The organism is Knoellia sp. p5-6-4 (genome assembly GCF_029222705.1).
Classification (GTDB): Bacteria; Actinomycetota; Actinomycetes; order Actinomycetales; family Dermatophilaceae; genus Pedococcus_A.
Genome location: NZ_JARGZF010000001.1, coordinates 2215404 through 2238115, shown reverse-complemented (window position 1 = coordinate 2238115; position 22712 = coordinate 2215404). Strand labels below are relative to the sequence as shown.

Genomic DNA, 22712 nt, shown 5'->3' with positions numbered 1-22712 from the left:
GCCCCGCCCGCGCCGTGGCAACCGACCGGTCATCGCCCGGGGACAACGTGCCGGTGGGCCGCCCACGACAGGCGACCCACCGGCATACCAGAGGTGGTGTCAGGACTGGCGAGCCTCCTGCCGGGCCCGCTCCTGCGCCTCCCACTCCTTGATGTGCTCGGGCAGCGCGTCACCGAAGTCCTCGGCCTCGAAGACCCGGCGGATCTCGAGCTCACCCTCCTGCATCGGCGCTCGGCGCACCCACTCGACGGCCTCCTCCTTCGACTTCACGTCGAAGATCCAGAAGCCGGCGATGAGCTCCTTGGTCTCGGCGAACGGGCCGTCGAGCACGGTGCGGTCCTTGCCGTCGAAGCGCACCCGCGCGCCCTCCGTCGAGGGGTGCAGGCCCTCCCCCGCCACCAGCACGCCCGCCTTGGCGAGCTCCTGGTTGTAGGTGTTCATCGCCTCGAAGATCTCCTCCGAGGGCATGGCGCCCGACTCGGACTCGGGGGTCGCCTTCACCAGAACCATGTAGCGCATGTCGTCCGTTCCTCTCGTGTGGTGGCCGGTGCCCGTCCGGCCCAGCCTCTACCCTCACGTCGAACGGCGCAGCCGCGAATCGACAGCCCGACCCCAAGACTTTCTCAGGATTCTCTCCGGCACCGCGCCGCAGACTGGAGACGAGCCCGGAAGGCGAGCCCAGACGAGCCTGGGACCCCAGACGAGCCCGGGACACGCGGTCGAAGACGCCGAGGGAGGTGGCCGATGCAGTCGGTTCCCGCAGTCGACCGGGCCGGCCTGCACGCCGAGATGCAGTGGGCGCGCGACGACCTGGCACGCCTTCTGGCGGCGGCCTCGAGCGCAGACCTGGAGCGCGGCTCGACCGGCACGAGGTGGACCAACGAGCAGCTGCTCTTCCACATGGTCTTCGGCTACATGGTGGTGCGCGCGCTGCTTCCGCTGGTGCGGGTGGTGAGCCGCCTGCCGAGGCCTGTCGGCACCGGCTTCTCCACGGCCCTCGACGCGGCCGCTCGCCCCTTCCACGTCGTCAACTACCTCGGCACGTGTGCGGCTGCGCTGGTCTTCAACCGGCGGCGCATGCTGGGCCAGCTCGACCGCACGCTCGCCTCGCTGCACCGCTCGCTCGACGCCCTGCCGGTGTCGACGTTGCACCGCGGCATGCCCTTCCCCCCTCAGTGGGACCCGTTCTTCACGCCGTGGATGACGGTCGCGGACGTCTTCCACTACCCGACCCAGCACTACGGGTTCCACCGGGCGCAGCTGTCGTTCGCGACTCCCAGCGCCTGAGACCCCGACAGCCGCCACGGCCAGGGCCGCGAGGGAGGCCGCGACACCGAGGTGGCCGGGACGCGCCCCCGCGCGCCCCGGCCTGCCCCACCCGTCAGCGACCCCCGCGCGCGGCCGGGATCTGGTGGTTGGCCACGAAAACGCCGTCGGGGTCGACCTTGGCCCGCACGTTGCCGAGGCGCACCCAGACGTCGTGGTCGAAGGCCGTGCTCGTGTCGACCCGCCCCTCGCTGAAGTTGAGGAACGACCGCCCGCGCGACCAGGGCGCCAGGACCGCCTCGAGCCGCTTGGCGTCGAGGAGCCCCTGAGCCGCCATCTCGGGCGTGGCGGCGATGGCCACGAAGAAGCCGGCGTATGCCGCGTCGAGTCGCGGCAGCGCGCCCGCGCCGTGGTGGACACGGCCCAGGGCTCCGCCGAGCTGGCGCAGCTCGGCGGCGAGCAGCGTCGACGTCGAGCCCGGGCCCACCTCGGCGAGGAACGCGTCGATGGCCTCCGCGGGGAGCCCGTCGAGCATGATCGACCCGGAGACGGCGGGGGTCGGGCCCTCCGGGTCCATGTGCAGCCGCGACAGGGCCGCGGCCGGCACCCGCGCGAAGGTGTCCATCTCCGGAGCCAGGTCCCGCAGGGGCGCGAGCAGCTCTTCCGCGGCGCCGTCGTCGGAGAGCACCGCACCGTCGATGACGACCAGCTGCCGGCCGCGGATGAAGTCCGGGAGCTCCGGCATGGGCGGGAAGCTCATCACCCGTAGCGAGGTGGTCACTTCGTCGGGGGCAGACGCCGACCAGCGGGCCCACTCGCGGACGACCACGTCGGCGTGCTGGCGGTCCCACAGGAGCATGCCGGCGTAGGCGTCGGCGATGGGGTACAGCCGCAGCTCGAGCGCGGTGACGAGGCCGAAGTTGCCGCCGCCCCCGCGGACGGCCCAGAAGAGGTCGTGGTCGCTGTCGTGGTCGACCCGGCTGACCTGCCCGTCAGCCGTGACGATCTCCACGGCGAGGATGCTGTTGGTGGCGAGGCCGAGCTTGCGGGCGTACCAGCCGATGCCGCCGCCGAGCGCGTAGCCGGCCACCGCCACGTCCGGCGAGCTGCCGTGCAGCGCGGCGAGCCCGTGCGGTGCGGCCGCCTCCACGACCTGCTGCCACAGGACACCGCCGCCCACCCGGACCGTCTGTGCGGAGGGGTCGACGGTCACCTCCGTCATCTCGGAGGTGCGCGCGATGACGACGTCCTCGAGCGAGCCCTCGGCGAGCGGGCCAGCCGCGTGGCCGGTGCTCTGGGGGGCCACCCGCAGGCCGGCTCGTGCAGCGCAGACCACGAGCTCGGCCGCCTCGGTCGCGCTGCGCGGGAAGGCGACGGCAGCCGGCCGCTGGTCGACGGCGACGTTCCACGGCATACGGGCCATCTCGTAGCCGGGGTCGCCGGGCAGGTGGACGGCCCCGCCGCAGAGGCCGCGCAGGGCCTCGGCTCGCAGGGAGGGTGCAGGGTGATCGAGGGTCGTCTCGATGCTCATCGTGCTTCCTTCGTGTGGTGGTGTCGTGTTGCTGGGTGGTCAGCGGATGGCGACGGCTTCGATCGAGACCGTCATGCCGGGCACCGGCAGGGCGCAGACGCCCACGAGGGTGGTGGGCGGGCTCGCCCCCACCTCCGCGAGTCGCTCGGCGAGGGTGTCCCAGACGTCGAGCGTGGCGTCCATGTCGGTGGTGTAGACCCGCAGCTGAGCCAGGTCGGCCGGCGCCATGCCTCCAGCCGCGAGCACGGCCTCGAGGTTGGCCAGGGCCAGGGCCAGCTGCGCGGCAGGGTCGCCGTCGTGGACCAGGCGGCCCACGGAGTCCGACGGTCCCTGCGCTGCCACCGTGAGGACTGCCCGCGGGGCAGCGCGCAGCTGCCCCTGGTCGTAGCCGAGCGCCCGGGACCAGGCGGTCCAGGTGCTCGGCGTGACGGGCGTCATCGCGGTGGTCGGGCTGTTCACGCCCACCACGGTCGCGGCTCGGCGGGCCGCCCGGCCATCCCTGTTCCGGGGGGAGTTCCCCTCCCCCGGCATCTGGGATCGCGGATCCCCCACTTTTGTGGGATTCCCGCGACGGGGACGATCCGTCAGACTCGCGCCATGCGCCGCGCACTGACCGCTGAGCGCGTGCGGCGTGACGTCGAAGTGGTCGCCCGCGCGGGCCTCGACCTCGACACCTTCCTCTCCGAGGCCGTGGAGTCCCTCCACCGCGCCGTGCCCCACGTGGCCGCCTGCCTCGCGACGGTCGACCCGAGCACCGAGCTGCTCACCGGGACGCGGAAGTTCGGCGACCTGCAGGGCCGCGACAGCCATGACCACGAGTGGGGCCTGATCGAGTACGGCTCCGTCGAGGAGACGACCTTCACCGAGCTCTCCCGCGCCGGCACCCGGTCGGTCGGGGTGCACGCGGCCACTGGTGGCGACGTGAGTCGGTCGCAGCGCATGCGCGAGTTCATGCAACCGAACTTCGGCTACACCGATGAGCTGCGGGTCGTCTTCCGCGACGGCGGCTCGGTCTGGGGTGGCGCCGCGCTGTTCCGCGACCCCGGCAGCGACCCCTTCACGCAGGACGAGGTCGACTTCGCCGGTTCGCTCTCGGCGGCCTTCGCCGCCGGCGTGCGCACCGGTCTGCTCGCCCGGCTCGCCACCGCCGGCCCGCCGCCGGCCTCGGCCGGCCCCGCCGTGCTCATCATCGGCGCCGACGACCAAGTGCGGCAGACCAGCCTCGGCGCCGAGGAGCGGCTCGTCGAGCTCGAGAGCCCGACCCACAACGCCACCTGGACCGGCATCATCACCTCGCTCGTGGCCGCGGCCCGGCGCTACGCCCGCGGCGAGACCAGAGTGCCCCCGCGCAGCCGGGTCCGCTCTCGCAGCGGCATGTGGCTGGTGCTCCACGCGACGCCGCTCATGGGCCCTGACGGCGTGAGCGGCGACGTGGTCGTCACGATCGAGGAGGCCAGGCCGCCGGAGATCGTGCCGCTCGTGGTCTCCGCCTTCGACCTCACCCAGCGCGAGCGCGACGTGACCCAGCTGGTGCTGCAGGGCGTCGACACCAAGGAGATCGCCGCGACGATGCACGTGTCGACCTACACCGTGCAGGACCACCTGAAGTCCGTCTTCGACAAGGCCGACGTGCGCAGCCGCCGCGAGCTCATCGCCCGCATCTACTTCGACCAGTACGTCCCGCGCATGGGCGCCGACCTCGGCCCCTCCGGGTGGTTCTGCGGCGGCTGACCCGCGCGGGACGCACACCACCCACGAGCGGTATGCCGTGTGCGCGCCGTGCTCCCGCGGCATACCGCTGCCTTGCCCACCGCGCCCCGACCGTGCCTCCCAAAGAAAAGCGGTGTCGGGCCGTCGGTTCCGGGTCGTAACATCTCTCCTGCCCGCGGCGCCAACGGCGGCGTCCGTCCCGGGCCTCTCCCCTCTCCTCTCTGAAAGGCACTGCCATGCGCCGCCCCACCCTGTCCGCGCGCCGCTCCCCGGCCGTGGTCACGCCGCGGCGGGAGATCGTGCAGATCGCGGTGCCGGTGAGCGCGGAGTTCGTGCTGATGCTGGTGCTGAACTTCGTCAACCAGGTCGTGGTCGGCACCCTCGGCGCCACCGCGATCGCGGCGGTCGGCTTCGCGAACAGCCTGTCCTTCATCCTCATCATCACCCTGGGGTGCCTGGGGACGTCGGTGAGCATCCTGGTGGCGCGGGCCTTCGGCGCCGGGCGCCGCACCGAGGTGAACCACACCGTCACCGCCGCCGTGCTCGTCGCCGGTGCCCTCGGCCTGGTCGCCTCCGTGCTGCCGTTCCTGTGGGCCGACCACCTGCTCACGCTGACCGGCGCGTCGCCGACGGTGGCCGCAGCGGGCACCGACTACTTCCGGCTCATCGCCCTCGCGACCCTGCCGACCATGCTGAGCGCCATCCTCAGCGGCGTCCTGCGCTCGGTGGGGCGGCCGGCCAGCCCGATGGTCGCCACGACGGTCACGGTGCTGGCCAACTCGGCCCTCGCCTGGACGCTCGTCACCGGTGCCGGGCCGGCTCCGGCCCTCGGTGCCGCCGGCGCCGGGTGGGCCACGCTGGTGACCGCCACGGCCAAGGCCGGCATCCTCGTGTCGATGGCCTACGGCTCGCGCGGGGTCGTGTCGTGGCGCCTGCCGGTCGACCGTGCCGAGTGGCGTCGGGTGGTCGTGCCCCTGTTCGTGCTGGCCCTGCCGCTCGGGGTGACCGAGCTGTTCTGGACCGGCGGCACGTTCCTCTACAACGTGGTGTTCCAGCAGCTCGGTGACGAGGCCCTGGCCGCCGCTCAGATCGTGCACACGCTCGAGGGGGTCTTCATCGTCGGCAGCATCGGGCTGATGAGTGCCACCACGACACTGGTCGGCCGGGCGGTCGGCCAGGGCGACGCCGCCGGGGCGGCCCGGTGGGTGAACCGGCTGACGCGCGCGGGAATCGGCACCGGAGCCCTCTTCGGTGTGCTCTTCGGTGCCAGCGTGCTCCTGCTCGAGCCGCTGTTCCGCGACGCCGGGGACGACGTGCGCGCGATGGCCATGCTCGGCATCGCCGTCAACGCGGTGTTCCAGGTCGTCAAGGTGCGCAACATGATCCTCGGCGCCGGCGTGCTGCCCAGCGGCAACGACGTGCGCGGGGTGATCATCGGCGACGTCGTCGGCGCCTTCGTGGTGGGCCTGCCCCTCGCGGTGCTGCTCGGGTTGCACACCCCGCTTGGCGTGCTCGGCGTGTTCGTCGCCCGGGTCGTCGAGGAGGTCGCCAAACTGGCCGTCTTCACGTGGCGGGCCCGCCGCCTGCGCTGGGACGTGCTCGCCCGCACCGGTCACGACGAGGACAGCGTGGCCGCACCAGCAGAGGGCGTCCTCCCGACGCCGCCGGCCGAGATGCCCGCGGGCGTCTGAGACCGCCTGGACCCGAGGAGGAGACATGGGCTACCGGTTCGTCGACGCCGTGCCGACGGTGGAGGAGCACGGCGCGCTCGCGATCGCCGTGGGCTGGCACGACGACTTCCACTGGGAGTCGGTGCCGGCGTCCCTGGCCGGCTCGGTGTGCGGCGTGGTCGCCTACGACCCCGACGGCGGTCCCGTCGCGATGGGCCGGGTCGTCGGTGACGGCGCCTTCTACTTCTACATCCAGGACGTCGCGGTGCACCCCGACCACCAGCGCCGCGGCCTCGGGCGGCAGGTCGTCGCCCGGCTGCGCGACCAGGTGATGCAGATCGCCGGCGCGGACTGCTTCGTCGGCCTCTTCGCCACCCCCGACGGCCAGGGCCTGTACGCCAGCGAGGGGTTCGTCGCGGAGAACACCGTCGGGATGTGGCAGGTGCTGCGTCCGGGCCGGGGCTGAGTCGGCCTCACCTGCGCGCGGCGCCGCGGCGCCGACGGTGGAGGTGGAGGCCAAGGACGAGGGCCAGACCGACCGCGCTGCCGATCACGGTCTCCACCCCGCGGTCGAACAGGAGCTGGGCGACGGGCTGCTCGTCGGCTGCCTGCCCCATCAGCAGGGCGAGCGGGGTGATGACCAGCATCGCCACCCCGTAGTTGCGGCCCACGAGCAGCTCGGCCCCCACCTGGAGCGCCGCGATGACCGTGAGCAGCGCCATCCCCGACAGGTGAAGGCTCAGCAGGACCGCGCTCGTGACGAGCCCGAGGAGGGTGCCCACGACCCGCTGGATCCCCCTGGCCAGCTGCCCCCGCAGGCCCCGCGCCGACAGCGGAGCCACGGCAGCGACGGTGGCCCAGTAGGGGTGGCCGATCCCCGAGGCGGTGGCGAGGCCACCAGCGACCCCTGCGGCCACGGCGTCCTGCAGCGGCAGCCACGACCGGTGCAGCCGCACGCGCGACGGCTGCGCGCGGTCACCGCGGGCGAGTCCCCCGACCGCCCCGACGGCGAGGGCGAAGAGCGCAGAGAGCCCCGACACCAGCAGGGCGGGCCGCGAGTCGGCCGACGTGTGGGGCACCGAGGCGCATCCCCCGAAGGCGAACACCACGAAGAGCGAGCCCGGCGGGTGCCAGTCCTGGGCTCGAGCGAGCACCGAGGCGAGTGCGGCCACCGCTGCCGCGACCGGCACGGCCACCCACGCCGCGTTGGGCAGGGTCCCCACGGCCACCCCGAGCACCACGGCGCCCACCAGCACCGCTCCGGCGGACGCCTGCATCGCAGCGCGCGACAGGTGGACGTGGTTGCGCCCGTACAGCGACGTGAAGGCGCCGAACGCGGCATACATCGACCACTCCGGGCGCCCGACCAGTGCCACGGTGAGGAGCGGAACGAAGACGCAGGTGCCGGCCCGCAGGGCCACCCGGTGCGCGCCGGCGTGCGGACGGAAGTGGAGCAGGTCGAGGCCCGCGAGCTGACCTGTGCGCGGCACGGCATTCCTCCCTGTGGGGGCAGCTCAAGGGTCGCACAGGTGTCCAGAAGCAGACGGCCTCGGTCACCAGCGCACGTCCAGGACCGGGCCGTCCGCCTCCTCGGCCACGCCGAGGGCGGTCCCCACAGAGCGCCCGGCCCGGCTGAGGGTGTCGCCGAGCCAGCGGGTGTCGTCGGGGGACGCCCGCTCGAGCCGGAACCGCCGCACGACCAGGGGCACGAGCCTCAGCCCGAGCACCCCGGCGGCGCCCGGGTCGAGGCGGGCGAGGTACAGCGCCCGCAGGTCGTCGCGGTAGGCCTCGAAGCCGCCGATGCCCTCGTAGTCGTTGACCAGGTCACCGCACCCGTAGAGCACCAGCCCTCCCCGGTAGACCTCGATGGGCCGCGGGTGGTGCGAGGAGTGCCCGTGGACGACGTGCACCCCGGCGTCCACCAGGGCGTGGGCGAAACGACGGTGCTCGTGCAGGACCTCGTAGCCCCAGTTGCCTCCCCAGTGGATCGACACGACGCGCAGGTCGCCGGGGCGGCCGCCCTCGAGCAGCCGCTCGGCCACCCGGTGAGCCGTCCCCCGGCCGAGGTCGGGCAGCAGCGCCACACCCGGCCGTCCCGGCCCGGCAGCCCACTGCGGGGGCACCCCGCTGGAGGTGTCGCCGACCGAGACCACGACCACCCGCTGGCCTCCGCCGCACTCGACGACGGCCGGCCGCCAGGCGTCGCGCTCGTCCTGCCCGGCACCGGCCGTGCGCAGGCCGGCGCCGGCCAGGACGCGCAGGGTCTCCAGCAGGCCGGACCGGCCGTAGTCCAGCACGTGGTTGTTGGCCAGCGCCCACACGTCCGCTCGGGCGACGGCGACGACGTCGAGGTTGGCCGGGCTCATCCGGTAGGTGACGGCCTTGCCGCGGGCCCAGTCCGCGCTCTCGGTGACGCTGGTCTCGAGGTTCAGGATCCGCACCGCCGGGCCGAAACCGTCCATGGCCGCCAGGGCCTCACCCCAGGGCCAGGTGGGCTCGACGGCCCGCGGGATCGCGCCGTTGACGCGCTCGGCGAGGGCGACGTAGGTCCGGGCATCGTGCACGTAGTCCTCGTGCAGCTCGGGCGGTACGGGGTGAGGCAGCACCTGGTCGATCCCCCGGCCCGTCATGACGTCGCCGGCCAGGACGAGTCGGAGCTCCGCCGCCATGCCTCCTGCCGCCATGCCTCCTGACTACGTGCCCCGGGCGGATCTGCGCAGGGCCAGAGGTCATGCGGCTAGCGGGTGCTCCTGCCCGGGAGGTCCGGGGAAGCGCCGGACCCGCCGAGACGGTCGCGTCGCGCGGGGCTCTCGCTGCCGGGCGCGACCCCGTCGAAGCGGTCGAGGCGACCCAGCCCCGGGTCGTCCATCAGCGGCGCGTGCCGGCCCAGCCAGTGCGACCACCATCCGGCCAGACGGTCGTGGAGTCGGGAGCGAGGCTGGGGAGCGGCTTCCGCGGCTGCCTCCGCCATGACGACCTCCCCTGTTCTGCGCGCTTAGGCCTAGTACGCCTCGACCGAACGGGCCATGCGCCCGCAGGACCAAGGGTAGACCGGCTCGCCTCGCGGCGACAGTGCCTGCGCATTTTGCTGGGTGCGCGCAGGAGGTGGTGCGGAGCAGTCTTCTGTGGTGTCCCCGATGAAGCACACCGACGACGACGGCGAGCTGAGCGTGTTCGTCAGCGGGGACCTCGTGCTGTTCGCCTGCGACAGGGGCCACGCGTGGACCGCGCCGGTCTCCATCGAGCCCGGCGTGGGGCCGACGCGGCACCCGGACACCGACGTGGGTGAGACCGAGGACGAGCTCGAGGAGCTGTCCGTGGAGCACGAGCGCTATGCCGAGCTGGTCCGCCGCTTCGGCCCGGCCCTGCCGAGGGCGCTGGGCTTCGACTGACGCACGTCCGAGCACACCGTCCAGGGGGACCCGCCTTCTCGTCGAAGGGCTGCGTGTATGCCGCGCCGCGCACCCGTGCCGCACCGCGCGCCGCGTCTCAGCGCGACCGCGACCACCGGGCAGACTCTCGACACAAGAGCCCTCAAAGGGACAGGAAGAAACTCAAACGAAGGCACTGATACCAAAAATTGACCGTCCCTCATGCATTTGCATGAGTTACGGCCTACTGAAGTGGGTGCAGCCTTGAGCGTGCAACCAGGGGGGTGCCATGGAAAGAACAGCGATGTACATCAGGGCGATGATCACGGGAATCCTCTTCGTCATCACCGCCTACTGGCTCCTGGCCGTCGCAGGCCAGATCTCGTCGGTCCCCACGTGGGACGGCCAAGGGCACGTGCTCGACACCTACCAGCGGGCCAAGGACGTCCTGCTGGTCGTCCTGCCGCTGCTCACCACCGCGCTCGGCTACTGGTTCGGAGCCGCCGGTCGCGAGCACGCCGAGGCCAAGGCCGCCCAGGCCATGACCGAGGTCAAGCGGACCCAGCAGAAGCTCGAGGGCGTGCTGAGCACCAGCCGCGAGCAGGACCTGCTGAGCAAGGCCCAGACGCTCTACCCGGACGCGTTCGGGTTGTCGCGCTCCCACGGCGCACACGCCGCGGCCGCGCCATGACCACGCGGATGAAGCACACCGACGACGATGGCGACCTGAGCATCTTCGTCAGCGGCGGGGAGGTGCTGTTCGCCTGCAACCACGGTCACGTCTGGACGGCCCAGGTGTCCATCGAGGCCCATGCCGAGAAGACGTCTCACGGGCACGACGGCAGCGGGCACGACGGCAGCGGGCACGACGGCAGCGGGCCGGCGGAGCCCTGCGGAGGAGCCGCGGTCGCGCCCCGGCCCGGGGCTGCCTAGTACCTGCCCCCTTGGACCCGGGCCGTCCTCGACGGTCCGGGTCCAAGGGGTGGTTCCGCGCAGTTCGACCGTGCTGGCCGGAGATACTGGACGCATGCAGGAGCCCATCCCCCGCGAGTCCACTGAGGCGTTCGCCTCCCTCGCCGAGCTCGTCTACACCGGATCCAGCTCCCAAGAGGTCCTGGACGCCATCTGCCGCGCAGCGCTCGACATCGTGCCGGGAGCCGATCACGCCTGCATCTCCACCTTGGAGAAGGGCATGCGGCTGCGCACGCTCGCGGCCAGTGATGCCGTGGCGCGCCTCATGGACAGCCTGGAGAGCGAGGCACAGGAGGGGCCGTGCCTCGACAGCATCGTCGGGGACTCCGTCCAACGCGACGAGGACATCGCCTCGTCATCGACGTGGCCCGTCCTCGCCGAGCTCACGCTGAGCAGGACGCCGATCCGCGGCATGCTCGGGTTCAGGCTCCAGCAGGGAGCCGGCGGACGCTCAGCCCTGAACATCTTCTCCGACACCCCGGGAGCCCTGACCGAGGAGTCGGTCGGTGTCGGCGCCATGCTGGCGGCCTTCACCTCGGTGGCGCTCGCGGCCGCCGAGCACCTGTCCAGTGTCGAGAGCCTGCGCCGGGGACTGGACAGCAACCGTGAGATCGGGAAGGCGGTCGGGCTGCTGATGGCCGCCCACTCGGTCGATGACGAGGAGGCCTTCGCCATCCTGCGCAGCGCCTCGAGCCGGACCAACACCAAGCTCGCTGCCCTCGCCGAGCGGATCAACACCGCCCACCGGCAGCAGCTCGGCTGAGTTTCATCGCCCGTCCCGTGCTGCACCAGCATCCGGGGGAGCCCGGTGGGCCGGTCCCAGCGGGCGCGGGGAGGCACCTCGTCGCTGGCCAGAGAGCCGACGAGGGGACTCGAACCCCTAACCACCTGTTTACAAGACAGGTGCGCTGCCAATTGCGCCACGCCGGCGAGCCCGCACCGATGCCGCGGGATCGCCGAAATCGTACCCGGCACACCCGCCGGTGCCCGCAACCCACAGGGTCGGCGCACGGCATACGAACGGGGTCCTGCCCACGATGAGGTGGGCAGGACCCCGTTCGGCCAGCGCGCGAGGCGTCAGCGAGCGTTCAGGTAGCGCTGCAGGGCGCGGACGGTGTCGCGGTCGAGGTAGCGGGCGCCGGTGCGGGGTGCGCCGATCGTGGTCTGCAGGGCGCGCACCGTCTTGGGGCCGATGATGCCGTCGGGAGCCGAGCCGACCCGGCGCTGCAGGCGCTGGATGTCGGTGCGCGAGAGGCTGCCGTTGACCGAGCCGCCGACCCAGCGCTCGATGGCGGCGTTGGTGAGGGGGCCGCGGATGCCGTCGACGGCCAGCTTCCCCGTCGAGCTGGTGGAGCGGGCCGGGACCGCGGTGCGTGCGCTCGACCGCGAGGCAGCCACGGTCGAGCCCGCGTTGACGGCACCGCCGTTGGTGCGGGTGAGGCCCGCGACGACGCTGCAGTGCGGCCAGGCGCCGGGGCCCTGCACCTGGAGGACCTTCTGGGCGACCATGATCTGCTGGGCCTTGCTCGCGCGGTCGGCGGTGTAGGCGTAGCGCTGGCCGCCGAACGCCTTCCACGTGCTGTACGAGAACTGAAGGCCGCCGTAGTAGCCGTTGCCGGTGTTGATGTTCCACCGGCCGCCGCTCTCGCAGCTGGCGAGGCGGTCCCAGACGGTGCCGGCCTGGGCGCCGGAGGCGGTGGCGAGGCCGGCGCCGACGGTGGCGACTCCGGCAACAGCGACGCCGGCCATGCGCCGGCGGACGGGGCTCTGCTTCCGAGCGGAGTGCTTCGGGGCATAGAACATGCGCGGGGATCCTCTCCTGACGTGCGCCGAAGAGGTGAGCTGTCGGGTTCGGGCTGTCAGGCGCCCGGCCGGCGGACCGGCTTCACCCCAAGGCCCGCCGGAGCGGGCCGAGTTGGTTCCCCCACCCTCGTCCTGCCCGGGGATCTCCCGGCGAAACACCCGCCGGACGAGGTTAGGCGCTGCGGGTGTGCGTGCTTGGGTGTGCTGTGTGAAGTTGTGAGACCCGGGAGAAAGGCGCTGAACCCGGCGGCAATCGGTGCCAAGCGAAGACGGTACCGGGGGTTGTCGAATCGCGACAAGCAGTTCGCCGTAATCCGTTCGTGATCTTTTGGCGGCCCGCCTCGGCAGGTTTTGACCGGGTATGCCGCGGGCGCGGTGTCGCGCCGCGACGTCACCGCCGTCGGGCCCGGCGCTTCTGGACCATCCGGTGGTCGAACGGCGCGCCGAGGAGCTCACCGAGCGTGGTCCCGGTGGCGATGGCCAGCAGGACCGCGAACGCCCCCAACAGCGTCGTGATGCCGCCCTGGAGGGAGAGGCTGCCGGCGTCTGCCGACGCGTGCGTCACCATCTCGTAGAGACCCCGGAATATGGCCAGACCCGGCAGGAGGCCGTAGGACGCGGGCACGACGAGCACCATGGCCGGTGCCCCCATCCGCAGCGCCACCAGCCGCCCGACGAACCCGAGGGCGATGCTGGCCAGGCCTGCTGCCGTCAGCGCTCCGAGGCCGGGCACGAGGCTCACGACCAGCGACAGTCCCACCCCTGCCCCGCAGAGCAGGCCTGTCGGCAGGACCAGCTCGCGCCGCGAGCGCAGCGAGACGGCGCCCGCCAGGCCGACGACGATGGCACCGAGCACACCGAGCACCACCGGCGCGTCGGTCGCCCTCAGCTCGAGGATGCTGGGCGAGGCCAGCGACAGGTCGAGGGCAGCCGTCAGCTTCAGCGTCATCGACAGCGCGGCGGCGACGCCCAGGATGATGCCCGCCGTGGTGAGGAGCACGCCGAACATGCGGCCGGCTCCTGTCACCGAGTAGCCCGAGATGACGTCCTCGAATGCCGAGGCGACCGTCCGCCCGGGCAGGAGCACCACGATGCCGCCCGCCACGATGTAGGCGAAGTCCGCAGAGCTCACCGGCAGCGCGCCGGCCGCCCCCACGGAGAACGCGCCCCACGCGATGGCCGTGGCGATGAACCCGCCGATCGCGCACTGGTAGAACTCGGGCAGGCCCCGCGCCCCCAGCCTGCGGGCTGTGCTGTCGACGAAGACGGCCGAGACGCCTGCGACGAGCGAGGCGGACAGCGAGGCGCCGAGCATGATCGCGACCGCGGCGGACAGCACCCCCATCGAGCCGTGCACCACCCAGCGCGGCCAGAACCGTGGCATCCGCCGGATCTCCCGCAACCGCGCCGCGGCCGCCTCACGGTCGTAGCTGCCGGCCACGAGGTTCTCGACGAACTCGTGCACGGCGACGAGCCGGGCGAAGTCGCGCGTCGCCGAGCGCACGACGCGCAGCATGGTGATCTGGCCGCCCGAGCTGGTCGTGCACTGCACGAGCAGCGACTGCAGGGTGATGTCGACCTCGAGGTTGTCGAGGCCGGCCGCGGCGGCGACGGCGGTGACGCTCGACTCGACCTGCGGCGCGCCCGCCCCACAGCGCAGCATCAGTTCCCCCACCCGCAGCGCCAGGTCGAGCGAGGCCCGGGCCTCCCGCTCCTCCGCGGCGGCGGCGAGCACGCGGGGGTTGCGGTAGGGCGTCAGGCGCAGGGAGTCGGCGATCGGCAGGGTCTCGGTGAGCTCCTCGCCCCGCCACAGGCCCCGCGGCACCCGCGGACGGCGCGGCAGGGCCCGCCGCTCCGGCAGGCTCGACTGGCTGGCAGGGCCCTCGGCAACATCCGTCATCGGCGGCTCGTCATCGGGGCGGGCCCACCCCTGCCCAGATCTCCGAGGGCGCCTGCCACGGCCACCAGAACGGAGCGCCGGCGCGCTGGTAGGACCACAGGGCGAGCCCGGCCGCCACGACCAGGCCGAGCAGCACCGCCACCTGCGCGCCCCGGGCGCCCGGGGCGAGGCCGCGCACGGCGCTGCGGGTGCCACGACGCAGGGCTGCTCCCCCTGGTCCCCACCACGCCACGAGGGCAGCGAGCAGGCCACCCACGGCGATGGGCACGGCGGCGTTGGGCTCCGGCGAGCCCCCGGTCACGGCAACGGTCGCGAGCGCGGTGCTGAAGACCGCAGAGACCCCGACCAGGAGCGGCAGCAGGAGGCCGCCGAGCGTCCCCAGGGCCCCCACGACCAGGTGCCAGGGGCTGGCCGCCACGGCCAGCGGCACGTCGCTGCGCCGCCGGCCCCGGTGGTGGCGCCGCATCACCAGAGACGTCACCGAGCGCTCCGCCGTGCGGGCGGTCCAGCACCAGAGCACGACCAGGACCGCACCGACGACGGGCCAGGTGGCCGTGACGGCGACGACGCCGAGCAGCAGCGCGAGCAGCGTGCCGCTGCGCTGCGGGCGCCCGATGCGCGGGTCGGGCTCGCTGGGGTCGGCGTCCCACGCCGCCTGCCAGTCGGAGACCTCGTCGGACTGCGCCTGCGGTGGGTCCCAGTGGGCGAGCACGCTGCGGTCGTCCACCGGCGCCTGCCACTCGTAGGGCTCGTGGTCGACGGGCAGGGACAGCGGGCCCAGTGCGGGCGGCTCCTCCCACGCCCGGGTCGCCCGCTGGTCGATGACCTGGGTATGCCGCGCAGGCGCCGCCGCGGGCAGCGCCCTCGTGGCCGGCTTGCCGGCGGCGTAGCGCTCCAGCCCCTCGACGACCTCGTCGGCGTCGGGGCGCCGGCGCGGGTCCGGGGACAGCGCGGCATACAGCAGCGGCGAAAGCCGCGGGTCGACGCCGGAGAGGTCGGCCTCCCCGCGGCTGACCCGGCTCAGCACGACGTCCATGGGGCCGCGCCCGAACGGTGGCGTGCCCGAGGCTGCGAAGGCGAGGGTGGCTGCCCAGCCCCACCAGTCCGTGGCCTCGGTGACCTGCGCACCCTCGACCACCTCGGGGCTGAGGTAGCCCGGCGTGCCCATGACCAGGCCGGTCATGGTGAGGCGCACGTCGTCGGCGATGTGGGCGATGCCGAAGTCGATGACGACGGGGTCGCCGTCGAGCAGCAGGACGTTGGCCGGCTTGAGGTCGCGGTGCACGACGCCCGCGGCGTGGATGGCGTCGAGCGCCGCAGCGAGCCCCCGGCCCAGGCGCAACAGGTCCTGGCCGGTGAGCGGCCCCTGCTCCTTGACCACCTCGTCGAGCGAGGGCCCGGGCACGTAGCGGGTCACGACGTAGGGCCGCTCGCCGTCGAGGTCGGCGTCGATGACCGCCGCCACCCGCGGGTCCTGCACGCGGCCCAGCACCTCCACCTCGCGCGCGAGCCTGGACCGCGCGTCGGAGTCGTGGGCGATGTGCGGACGCAGCAGCTTCAGCGCGACGGCGCGGCCGCTGCGGTCGAGCGCGAGGTGGACGACGCCCATGCCGCCCTCGCCCAGCTGCTGCACGAGGCGGTAGGGGCCCACGCGCCCGCTCCCGGGCAGGCCGACTGAGCCGTCGCCGCCGCCGATCGCCTCCGTCGTCATGGCGCCTACGTTAGGCCGACTCCCTGTCAGCCGTCAGAGCGGCTCACTGCTGGATGTAGCCGACCAGCTGGTCGCGCTCGGACTGGAGCTCGTCGATGCGGTTCTTGACGATGTCGCCGATGCTGACGATGGCGCGCAGCTTGCCATCGACCACCACGGGCACGTGCCGGATGCGCATCTCGGTCATGGTGAGGGCGAGGTCCTCGAGGTGGTCCTCGAAGTCGCAGGTCTTGACGTCGGTGGTCATGATGTCACTGACCGTCGCCTCCAGGATGCTGGCGCCGTCGGACGCCAGCCGCCAGACGACGTCCCGCTCGCTGACGATGCCGGCGACGTGCTCGCCGTCCTCGCTGACCACCAGCGCACCGATGCGATGCTCGCCGAGCAGCGCGAGCAGCTGCTGGACCGTGTCGTCGGGTCGCACCGTGACCACCGTGTCGCCCTTGCGGCGCACAACATCCGAGATCTTCATGGTCCGACGGTAGACCGCACCGGGGGACGGCGCTAGGGAAACTGTGGCAGGACGGGAGGCAGCACGCGGGGGACGGCTAGGACATCTGTCGTTGGTGCAGGTCAGGAAGGCTCGGCATAGGGTTGAGGAAACCTTCGCACGTGCCTGGGGACCTCAGCGCGTGCCCGCACCCGCAGCACCTTGGAGATGATCCTGTGTCCGGCAGCACCCGCACCTTCGACCTGGTCGTCGCCGCCAACCGCCTGCCCGTCGACCGCGTGGTCCTGCCTGACGGCGGCATCGAGTGGCGCCGCAGCCCGGGGGGTCTCGTGACCGCCATGGAGTCGGTCATGCGCGGCCGCGACGGCGCCTGGGTGGGCTGGGCCGGGGAGTCCGGCGACGCCCCCGAGCCGTTCGACGAGGACGGCATGTACCTGCGGCCGGTGCCCCTGTCCGAGGAGGAGGTGGCCGACTACTACGAGGGCTTCAGCAACGACACCCTGTGGCCGATCTACCACGACGTGATCGTGCCGGCCAGCTTCCACCGCTACTGGTGGCACGCCTACGAACGGGTCAACCGGCGCTTCGCCGAGGCGGTCTGCGAGGTCGCCGCCGAGAACGCCACCGTGTGGGTCCACGACTACCAGCTGCAGCTCGTCCCCTCGATGGTCCGCGAGATGCGGCCGGACGTGAAGATCGGCTGGTTCAACCACATCCCCTTCCCGCCGGTCGAGCTGTTCGCCCAGCTGCCGTGGCGTCGCCGGCTCGTCGAGGGGCTGCTGGGGGCGGACTTCCTCGGCTTCCAGCGCGTCGCTGACGCGCACAACTTCCTGCGCGCCTGCCGTCAGCTGCTGGGCCTGAACACCAGGGGCGACACCGTCACCGCGACCTTCGACGACGGTGCGACCCGTGTCGTGCGGGCCAGCGCCATCCCCATCTCGGTCGACTTCCGCGGCCTCGAGGAGCTGGCGCGCACCCCCGAGGTCGTCCAGCGGGCCAAGGAGATCCGCGAGTCGCTCGGCAACCCCGAGACGATCTTCCTCGGCGTCGACCGGCTCGACTACACCAAGGGCATCCGGCACCGGCTCAAGGCCTACGCCGAGCTGCTCGAGGACGGCGCCGTCGCGCCCCCCGACCAGGTCTTCGTGCAGGTGGCCACCCCCAGCCGCGAGCGGGTCGACGCCTACCGCGAGCTGCGCGAGGAGGTCGAGAAGGAGGTCGGCCGGGTCAACGGCGAGTTCGGCGACATCGGTTCCGCCGCGGTCCACTACCTGCACCACTCCTATCCCCGCGACGAGATGGCGGCGATGTTCCTCGCCGCCGACGTCCTTCTGGTCACGCCCCTGCGCGACGGGATGAACCTCGTGGCCAAGGAGTACGTGGCCTGCCGTCACGACGGGGGTGGCGCACTGGTGCTCTCGGAGTTCACCGGTGCGTGGCACGAGCTGCACCAGGCCTACGTCTGCAACCCGCACGACATCGCCGGGCTCAAGCAGACGATCATGACCGCCCTGACCGCCCCGGACTCGGAGCGCCGCCGCCGCATGAAGGCCATGCGTCGGCGCGTCGCCGACCACGACGTGCAGCGCTGGGCTGCCCGGTTCCTCGAGGCGCTCGAGTACGCCCCGGCCAGGCCGGCACGCACGACCCGCGAGCAGCGGGCCGACGACGCGCACGCCGCCGCCGACAGCGTGGCCGAGCAGCGGCACCACGCCGAGCACGCAGGGGTCTCCCGCTGATGTCGGTGCCCGCCGAGCTGAGCGCAGCCCTCCATGCCTTCGCCCGGCTTCCGGAGGTGCTGGTCGCCACCGACTTCGACGGCGTGCTCGCGCCCTTCGTGAAGAACCCGATGGACGCCCGCCCGCTCCCGGGCACCATCGACGACCTCGTCGCCCTCGCGGGCCTCCCCCGCACCCACACCGCCGTGGTGTCCGGGCGCGACCTCGACGCGCTGACCGAGCTGACCGGCCTGGAGGACGGCAGCCCGGTCACGCGCATCGGGAGCCACGGCGCCCAGAGCAGCCACGACGACGACCCGCACGACCTGACGACCGACCAGCGGAAGCTCCTCGAGCGTCTGACCGGCGACCTGCACGGCGTGGTCGAGGAGCACCCCGGGGTGCGGCTCGAGCACAAGCCTGCGGCCACCGTCCTGCACACCCGCGGCGAGGAGGAGGCCGTCGCCGAAGCGGCGGTGCGGTCCGCGCTGGAGGTGGCCGGGCGGCATACCGGGGTGAAGGTGCTCCAGGGGAAGAACGTCGTGGAGATGTCGGTCGTCACCGCCGACAAGGGCACCGCGCTGCTGGCGCTGCAGGAGAAGGTGGGCGCCGAGGCCGTCCTCTACTTCGGGGACGACGTCACCGACGAGCACGCCTTCGAGGTCATGCGCGGGCCCGACGTGAGCGTCAAGGTCGGTGAGGGCGACACGGCGGCGCGCCACCGGGTCGAGACCTCCGAGCAGGTCGCCGAGGCCCTGCGCCTGCTCCTCGCGCTCCGCCGCGAGGCCACGTCGAGCTGACCGGTCAGGAGCGTGGGCGGGCCGCGCCGGTCGAACCGCGCACCACCAGCTCGGGACGGAAGATGTACTCCGCCCGCGGGGCCGGCTCCCCCGCGATCTCGTCGAGCAGGGCCCGCACCGCGGCCTCGCTCATGGCCTGCACGCTCTGGCGGATCGTCGTCAGCGGTGGGTCGGTGAACGCGATGAGCGGCGAGTCGTCGTAGCCGACGACCGAGAAGTCGTCGGGCACCTCGAGGCCCATCCGCCGGGCCGCCCGGATCGCGCCGAGCGCCATGAGGTCGGAGCCGCAGACCACTGCGGTGCAGCCCTTCTCGATCAGGCGGGTGGCCGCGGTGTCGCCGCCCTCGACCGAGAACATCGTCTTCTCGATGAGGGGCTCGGCGTCGTCGCGACCGAGCAACGACTTCATCGAGTTGCGGTAGCCGGTGATCTTGCGGATGACGGGCACGTAGCGGTCGGGGCCGATGGCCAGGCCGATCTCCTTGTGCCCCAGAGCCACCAGATGGGTGAGGGCCAGCTCCATCGAGGCCACGTCGTCGTTCGAGATGAACGGCGCGTCGATGCCCTCGTGGTAGCCGTTGACGAGCACGATGGGCAGCCCGCGTTCGCGGAGCTTCTCGTAGCGCTCGGGATCCGTTGTGGTGTCGGCGTGCTGGCCGCTGACGTAGATGATCCCGGCGACTCCGCGGTCGAGCAGCATCTGCACGTACTCGTCCTCGTGCACCCCGCCCGGCGTCTGCGTGCAGAGCACGGGGGTGAACCGCAGCCGGGCCAACGCCGTCTCGATGATCTGGGCGAACATCGGGAAGATCGGGTTGGTCAGCTCGGGCACGATGAGCCCGACGAGCCCCGCACTCTTGCGCCGCAGGCGGGAGGGCCGGTCGTAGCCCAGGACGTCGAGTGCGGTCAGCACGGCCTGCCGGGTCGACTCCGCCACGCCGGGCTTGCCGTTGAGCACCCGGCTGACGGTCGCCTCGCTGACATCCGCGTGCGCGGCGATGTCAGCCAGCCGTGCCTTCACTCACTCACCTGCCATGTCCACACCGAGACCTGCGGGCCGTCTGCCTGCAGGCTCATTCTGCCCTCACCGAAAACCGGGGCGTCACCGTATCTGGCAACTCCGGCCTCGATGCCCGGCAGGCGGGACGTGGTGATGTGGACGGCGTCGTGTGCGTGACGGGCGCAGTGCACCAGCGCCACCTCGGTGGGCGACTCGCGCAGGAACACGAGCGCGTCGTCGTCGGCGTGCACCCAGCGCATACCACCCTCGCGCAGGGCCACCGACTCGTTGCGAGCGGCGATGAGGCCGCGGTAGGCCCCCAGCAGCGCTGCGTCCCAATGCTGCTCGTCCCACGGCATGGGACGACGGCCGTCCTCGCCGAACTCCCCCTCCATGCCGATCTCATCGCCGTACGTGAACATCGGGATGCCCGGCAGGGTGAAGAGCAGCCCCGCTGCCACCTCGACATGGCGGACGTCGTCGACGAGGGTGCGGATGCGGGTGGTGTCGTGCGAGCCGACGAGGTTGAAGCTGTGCCGCACCGTGCTCCACGGCACCATCGCCGTGAACTCGCGCATCGTCTCCATCACCGAGTGGCCGCCGAGCCGCGGCACCATCAGCGGGGAGCCGAGGAACTTCGGCGCGTGGCCGCGCGCCCGCAGCCACGTCCAGACCGGCCGCGTGAAGCCGGCGTAGTTCATCACGCCGTGCCAGCCGTCGCCCTGGGCGTCCTGCGTGTAGTCGTGGCAGTGCTCGCCGACCAGCAGCGCGTCGGGGGCAGCCTCCTCCATGGCCAGCCGCATCTGCCGGGCGATCTCGGCGTTGCGGTCCTGCCCGCGGTAGCGGCCGGTCATGTTGGCCACGTCTACCCGCCAGCCGTCGAGCGGGCTGTCACCGGTGATCCAGCGGCGCACCACCCCGGCCTCGTCCTCGAAGACGCGGTGGCGCAGGGCGTCGCTGTCGTAGTTGAGCTTCGGCAGCGACTTCACGCCGAGCCAGGCGACGTAGTCGCCGTCCTCCCAGAAGTAGTAGCCGTGCTCCTCGCTCTCGGGGTCCTGCTGGGCCGTGACGAACCACTGGTGCGCGTCGCCGGTGTGGTTGGTGGTGAAGTCGCCGAGCACGCGCATCCCCCGCGCGTGGCAGGCGTCGACGAGCCGGGCGAGGGCCTCGTCGCCGCCGAGCACCGGGTCGACGTGGTCGAAGCTCGACGCGTCGTAGCGGTGGTTGGAGCGTGCGGGGAAGAACGGCGTCAGGTAGACGACGTTGACCCCGAGCCGCTCGAGGTGGTCGAGGTGCTCGACGATGCCGTCGAGGTCACCCCCGTAGAGCTGGGTCGCGATGACGTCCTGCTCGAGCAGCACCGGCTCGTCCCAGCCGCGCGGCACGGCCCAGTCGGGCACCTCGCGCTCGTCCTGGCCGGCCGAGCGGCCGAACCGGTCGGGGAAGATCTGGTAGACGACGGCTCCGCTCGCCCAGGCGGGCGGGGCACCGAAGGCGGTGAGACGGAAGTCCGCGGCATCCGGCACGTCGCGGTGGTGCACCCCCGTGCCGTTCAACCACTGGTATGCCGTGGGGCCGCCCTCGAGGATGAACCGGTAGTTGGTGACGGGGTTGTGCACGACGATGTCGGCCACCCACCAGGTGTCGCTCGCAGTCTCGCGCTCGATGACCGCGTCGACGAAGAACGGCTCGGCGTCGGGCGTGAGCCGCACGTGGACGGCCGTGACGTCCGCCTCCTTCGGCACGCGGACGCGGACGGTGACGGTCTCGCCGAGCGCCGGGTGCGGGTTGGAGACGTAGAGCGCCGAGCCGTCGTGGTGCGGCTGGGCGAGCAGGTCGTGGCGTGCGTTGGAGCGAGGGTCGAGGGCTGCGTCGGAGGCGCTCACTTCACCGAGCCCTGGGTGAGACCGCCGACGAGGTAGCGCTGCGCCCCGAGGTAGAGCAGCACCACCGGCAGCGAGGCCAGCAGGGCGCCGGTGGCGAACTGGCCGAAGAGGCGGTTGCGCTCGTTGCCCACGGTCATGCTGTAGAGCCCGACACTGAGGGTCTGGCTGTCGACGTCGCGCAGGAAGATGCTCGCGAGGATGAACTCGCTGTAGAGGCCGACGAACCCGAGCATGAAGACGGTGACGAGGATCGGCATGACCAGGCGCAGCGTCATGGTGAAGAAGATGCGTGCGTGGCTGGCACCGTCGACCTTGGCGGCCTCGTCGAGCTCGCGGGGCACGGTGTCGAAGTAGCCCTTGAGGAGCCACACGTTGGCGCCCATCGCGCCGCCGAGGTAGACGAGCAGCAGGCCCCAGACAGTGTTGAGGCCGATGGCGGGGATGATGTCGCCGATGGCCGCGAAGGTGACGTAGATCGCCACGAAGGCCAGGAAGGCCGGGAACAGCTGGAGCAGCAGCAGCGCCAGCAGGCCGGGACGTCGGCCCGCGAAGCGCATGCGCGAGAACGCGTAGGCGGCGCAGGCGCCGATGAAGGTCTGGGCAAAGGCCCCGACGAGGCCGATGACCAGCGAGTTGCGGTACCAGGTCGCGTAGGGGCGCGACGCGTCGTTGAACAGCGTCTCGAGGTTGGCCAGCGAGAACTCCGTCGGGATGAGCGAGCTCGTCGACAGCGTGCCGGCCGGGTTCAGCGCGGCGGAGATGAGGAACATGACGGGGAACAGCGCCCACACCAGGACGACGGCCACGAGCACGTAGCGCCACCACATGCTGCCACCGCCGACGGTGCGGGTACCGGACCGCTCCGGACGGCGCCGGGCCTCCGGCGTGACGGTCGGGACGGTGGTCTGCACTCCGGTCGACAT

At 72.4% G+C, this 22712-nt stretch carries 22 protein-coding genes, 1 tRNA gene and 1 riboswitch; of the genes, 10 read left to right on the top strand and 13 right to left on the bottom strand.

All coding sequences use genetic code 11. The features are described 5' to 3' along the window. Positions 1-99: 99 nt before the first annotated feature. Positions 100-519, bottom strand: coding sequence for a YciI family protein (locus tag P2F65_RS10905; protein ID WP_275806832.1), 420 nt, complete (start codon positions 517-519; stop codon positions 100-102). A 225-nt stretch (positions 520-744) separates the two neighbouring features. On the opposite strand from P2F65_RS10905, the gene P2F65_RS10900 reads away from it, so the two are divergent. Beyond that, entirely contained in the window at positions 745-1287 is a 543-nt protein-coding gene (locus P2F65_RS10900; RefSeq protein ID WP_275806828.1) for a DinB family protein, read from the top strand. Between the two features lie 94 nt (positions 1288-1381). Here the strand turns inward: P2F65_RS10900 and P2F65_RS10895 are convergent, their stop codons facing one another. Both P2F65_RS10895 and P2F65_RS10890 read right to left on the bottom strand, forming a co-directional pair. After that, on the bottom strand, positions 1382-2797 hold the full coding sequence (locus tag P2F65_RS10895) for an FAD-binding oxidoreductase (protein WP_275806825.1): 1416 nt from the start codon (positions 2795-2797) through the stop codon (positions 1382-1384). A 39-nt stretch (positions 2798-2836) separates the two neighbouring features. After that, complete coding sequence (locus P2F65_RS10890) at positions 2837-3256, bottom strand: Rid family hydrolase (RefSeq protein WP_275806822.1); 420 nt, start codon at positions 3254-3256, stop codon at positions 2837-2839. 138 nt (positions 3257-3394) lie between these two features. Here P2F65_RS10890 and P2F65_RS10885 point away from each other — a divergent pair, with 138 nt between their 5' ends. The 3 genes from P2F65_RS10885 (at position 3395) to P2F65_RS10875 (ending at position 6643) form a co-directional block, all read left to right on the top strand. Continuing rightward, on the top strand, positions 3395-4528 hold the full coding sequence (locus P2F65_RS10885; protein WP_275806819.1) for a helix-turn-helix transcriptional regulator: 1134 nt from the start codon (positions 3395-3397) through the stop codon (positions 4526-4528). Between the two features lie 215 nt (positions 4529-4743). Then, positions 4744-6198, top strand: coding sequence for an MATE family efflux transporter (locus tag P2F65_RS10880; RefSeq protein ID WP_275806816.1), 1455 nt, complete (start codon positions 4744-4746; stop codon positions 6196-6198). Between the two features lie 25 nt (positions 6199-6223). After that, positions 6224-6643, top strand: a complete 420-nt coding sequence (locus tag P2F65_RS10875) for a GNAT family N-acetyltransferase (protein ID WP_275806815.1) — start codon at positions 6224-6226, stop codon at positions 6641-6643. A 7-nt stretch (positions 6644-6650) separates the two neighbouring features. Here P2F65_RS10875 and P2F65_RS10870 read toward each other — a convergent pair whose 3' ends face one another. Both P2F65_RS10870 and P2F65_RS10865 read right to left on the bottom strand, forming a co-directional pair. Then, positions 6651-7667, bottom strand: coding sequence for an FUSC family protein (locus P2F65_RS10870; protein WP_275806812.1), 1017 nt, complete (start codon positions 7665-7667; stop codon positions 6651-6653). A 63-nt stretch (positions 7668-7730) separates the two neighbouring features. Then, the gene (locus P2F65_RS10865) at positions 7731-8861 is read right to left on the bottom strand and encodes a CapA family protein (RefSeq protein WP_275806809.1); all 1131 of its coding nucleotides are present in this window, start codon (positions 8859-8861) and stop codon (positions 7731-7733) included. 444 nt (positions 8862-9305) lie between these two features. Between P2F65_RS10865 and P2F65_RS10860 the strand changes: the two genes are divergently transcribed. The 4 genes from P2F65_RS10860 to P2F65_RS10845 all read left to right on the top strand — a co-directional run bounded on the left by P2F65_RS10860 (position 9306) and on the right by P2F65_RS10845 (position 11283). Further along, positions 9306-9569: a hypothetical protein gene (locus P2F65_RS10860; RefSeq protein WP_275806807.1), complete on the top strand. Its 264-nt coding sequence runs from the start codon at positions 9306-9308 to the stop codon at positions 9567-9569. Between the two features lie 268 nt (positions 9570-9837). After that, positions 9838-10239 carry a hypothetical protein gene (locus P2F65_RS10855; RefSeq protein ID WP_275806804.1) on the top strand — a complete coding sequence of 134 codons (402 nt, stop codon included), beginning with the start codon at positions 9838-9840 and terminating at the stop codon, positions 10237-10239. Between the two features lie 8 nt (positions 10240-10247). After that, positions 10248-10481, top strand: a complete 234-nt coding sequence (locus P2F65_RS10850) for a hypothetical protein (protein WP_275806801.1) — start codon at positions 10248-10250, stop codon at positions 10479-10481. A 94-nt stretch (positions 10482-10575) separates the two neighbouring features. Next, entirely contained in the window at positions 10576-11283 is a 708-nt protein-coding gene (locus tag P2F65_RS10845) for a GAF and ANTAR domain-containing protein (protein WP_275806798.1), read from the top strand. Between the two features lie 94 nt (positions 11284-11377). On the opposite strand, the gene P2F65_RS10840 is transcribed toward P2F65_RS10845, so the two are convergent. The 5 genes from P2F65_RS10840 to P2F65_RS10820 form a co-directional block, all read right to left on the bottom strand. Next, positions 11378-11450, bottom strand: a tRNA-Thr gene (locus P2F65_RS10840). A 147-nt stretch (positions 11451-11597) separates the two neighbouring features. Then, complete coding sequence (locus P2F65_RS10835) at positions 11598-12323, bottom strand: transglycosylase family protein (RefSeq protein ID WP_275806796.1); 726 nt, start codon at positions 12321-12323, stop codon at positions 11598-11600. Between the two features lie 9 nt (positions 12324-12332). Then, positions 12333-12512: riboswitch (cyclic di-AMP (ydaO/yuaA leader) on the bottom strand. Between the two features lie 202 nt (positions 12513-12714). Next, complete coding sequence (locus tag P2F65_RS10830; RefSeq protein ID WP_275806793.1) at positions 12715-14223, bottom strand: threonine/serine exporter family protein; 1509 nt, start codon at positions 14221-14223, stop codon at positions 12715-12717. Positions 14224-14233: 10 nt separating this feature from the next. Next, positions 14234-15934 (bottom strand): serine/threonine-protein kinase, encoded by a 1701-nt coding sequence (locus P2F65_RS10825; RefSeq protein ID WP_275806789.1) that lies wholly within the window; start codon positions 15932-15934, stop codon positions 14234-14236. A 43-nt stretch (positions 15935-15977) separates the two neighbouring features. Further along, entirely contained in the window at positions 15978-16406 is a 429-nt protein-coding gene (locus P2F65_RS10820) for a CBS domain-containing protein (protein ID WP_275806786.1), read from the bottom strand. Positions 16407-16600: 194 nt separating this feature from the next. On the opposite strand from P2F65_RS10820, the gene P2F65_RS10815 reads away from it, so the two are divergent. Then, positions 16601-18124, top strand: a complete 1524-nt coding sequence (locus P2F65_RS10815; RefSeq protein WP_275806783.1) for a trehalose-6-phosphate synthase — start codon at positions 16601-16603, stop codon at positions 18122-18124. After that, complete coding sequence (gene otsB / locus P2F65_RS10810) at positions 18124-18903, top strand: trehalose-phosphatase (RefSeq protein WP_275806780.1); 780 nt, start codon at positions 18124-18126, stop codon at positions 18901-18903. Before P2F65_RS10815 ends, otsB begins: the two co-directional genes overlap by 1 nt. A 4-nt stretch (positions 18904-18907) precedes the next feature. Here the strand turns inward: otsB and P2F65_RS10805 are convergent, their stop codons facing one another. Genes P2F65_RS10805 through P2F65_RS10795 form a run of 3 tightly spaced genes read right to left on the bottom strand, consistent with a single transcriptional unit; the run spans position 18908 to position 22712 of the window. Continuing rightward, complete coding sequence (locus P2F65_RS10805) at positions 18908-19924, bottom strand: LacI family DNA-binding transcriptional regulator (protein WP_275806777.1); 1017 nt, start codon at positions 19922-19924, stop codon at positions 18908-18910. Next, complete coding sequence (locus tag P2F65_RS10800) at positions 19921-21789, bottom strand: glycoside hydrolase family 13 protein (protein WP_275806774.1); 1869 nt, start codon at positions 21787-21789, stop codon at positions 19921-19923. The genes P2F65_RS10805 and P2F65_RS10800 overlap by 4 nt, the downstream gene beginning before the upstream one ends. Then, the gene (locus P2F65_RS10795) at positions 21786-22712 is read right to left on the bottom strand and encodes a sugar ABC transporter permease (RefSeq protein ID WP_275806771.1); all 927 of its coding nucleotides are present in this window, start codon (positions 22710-22712) and stop codon (positions 21786-21788) included. The genes P2F65_RS10800 and P2F65_RS10795 overlap by 4 nt, the downstream gene beginning before the upstream one ends.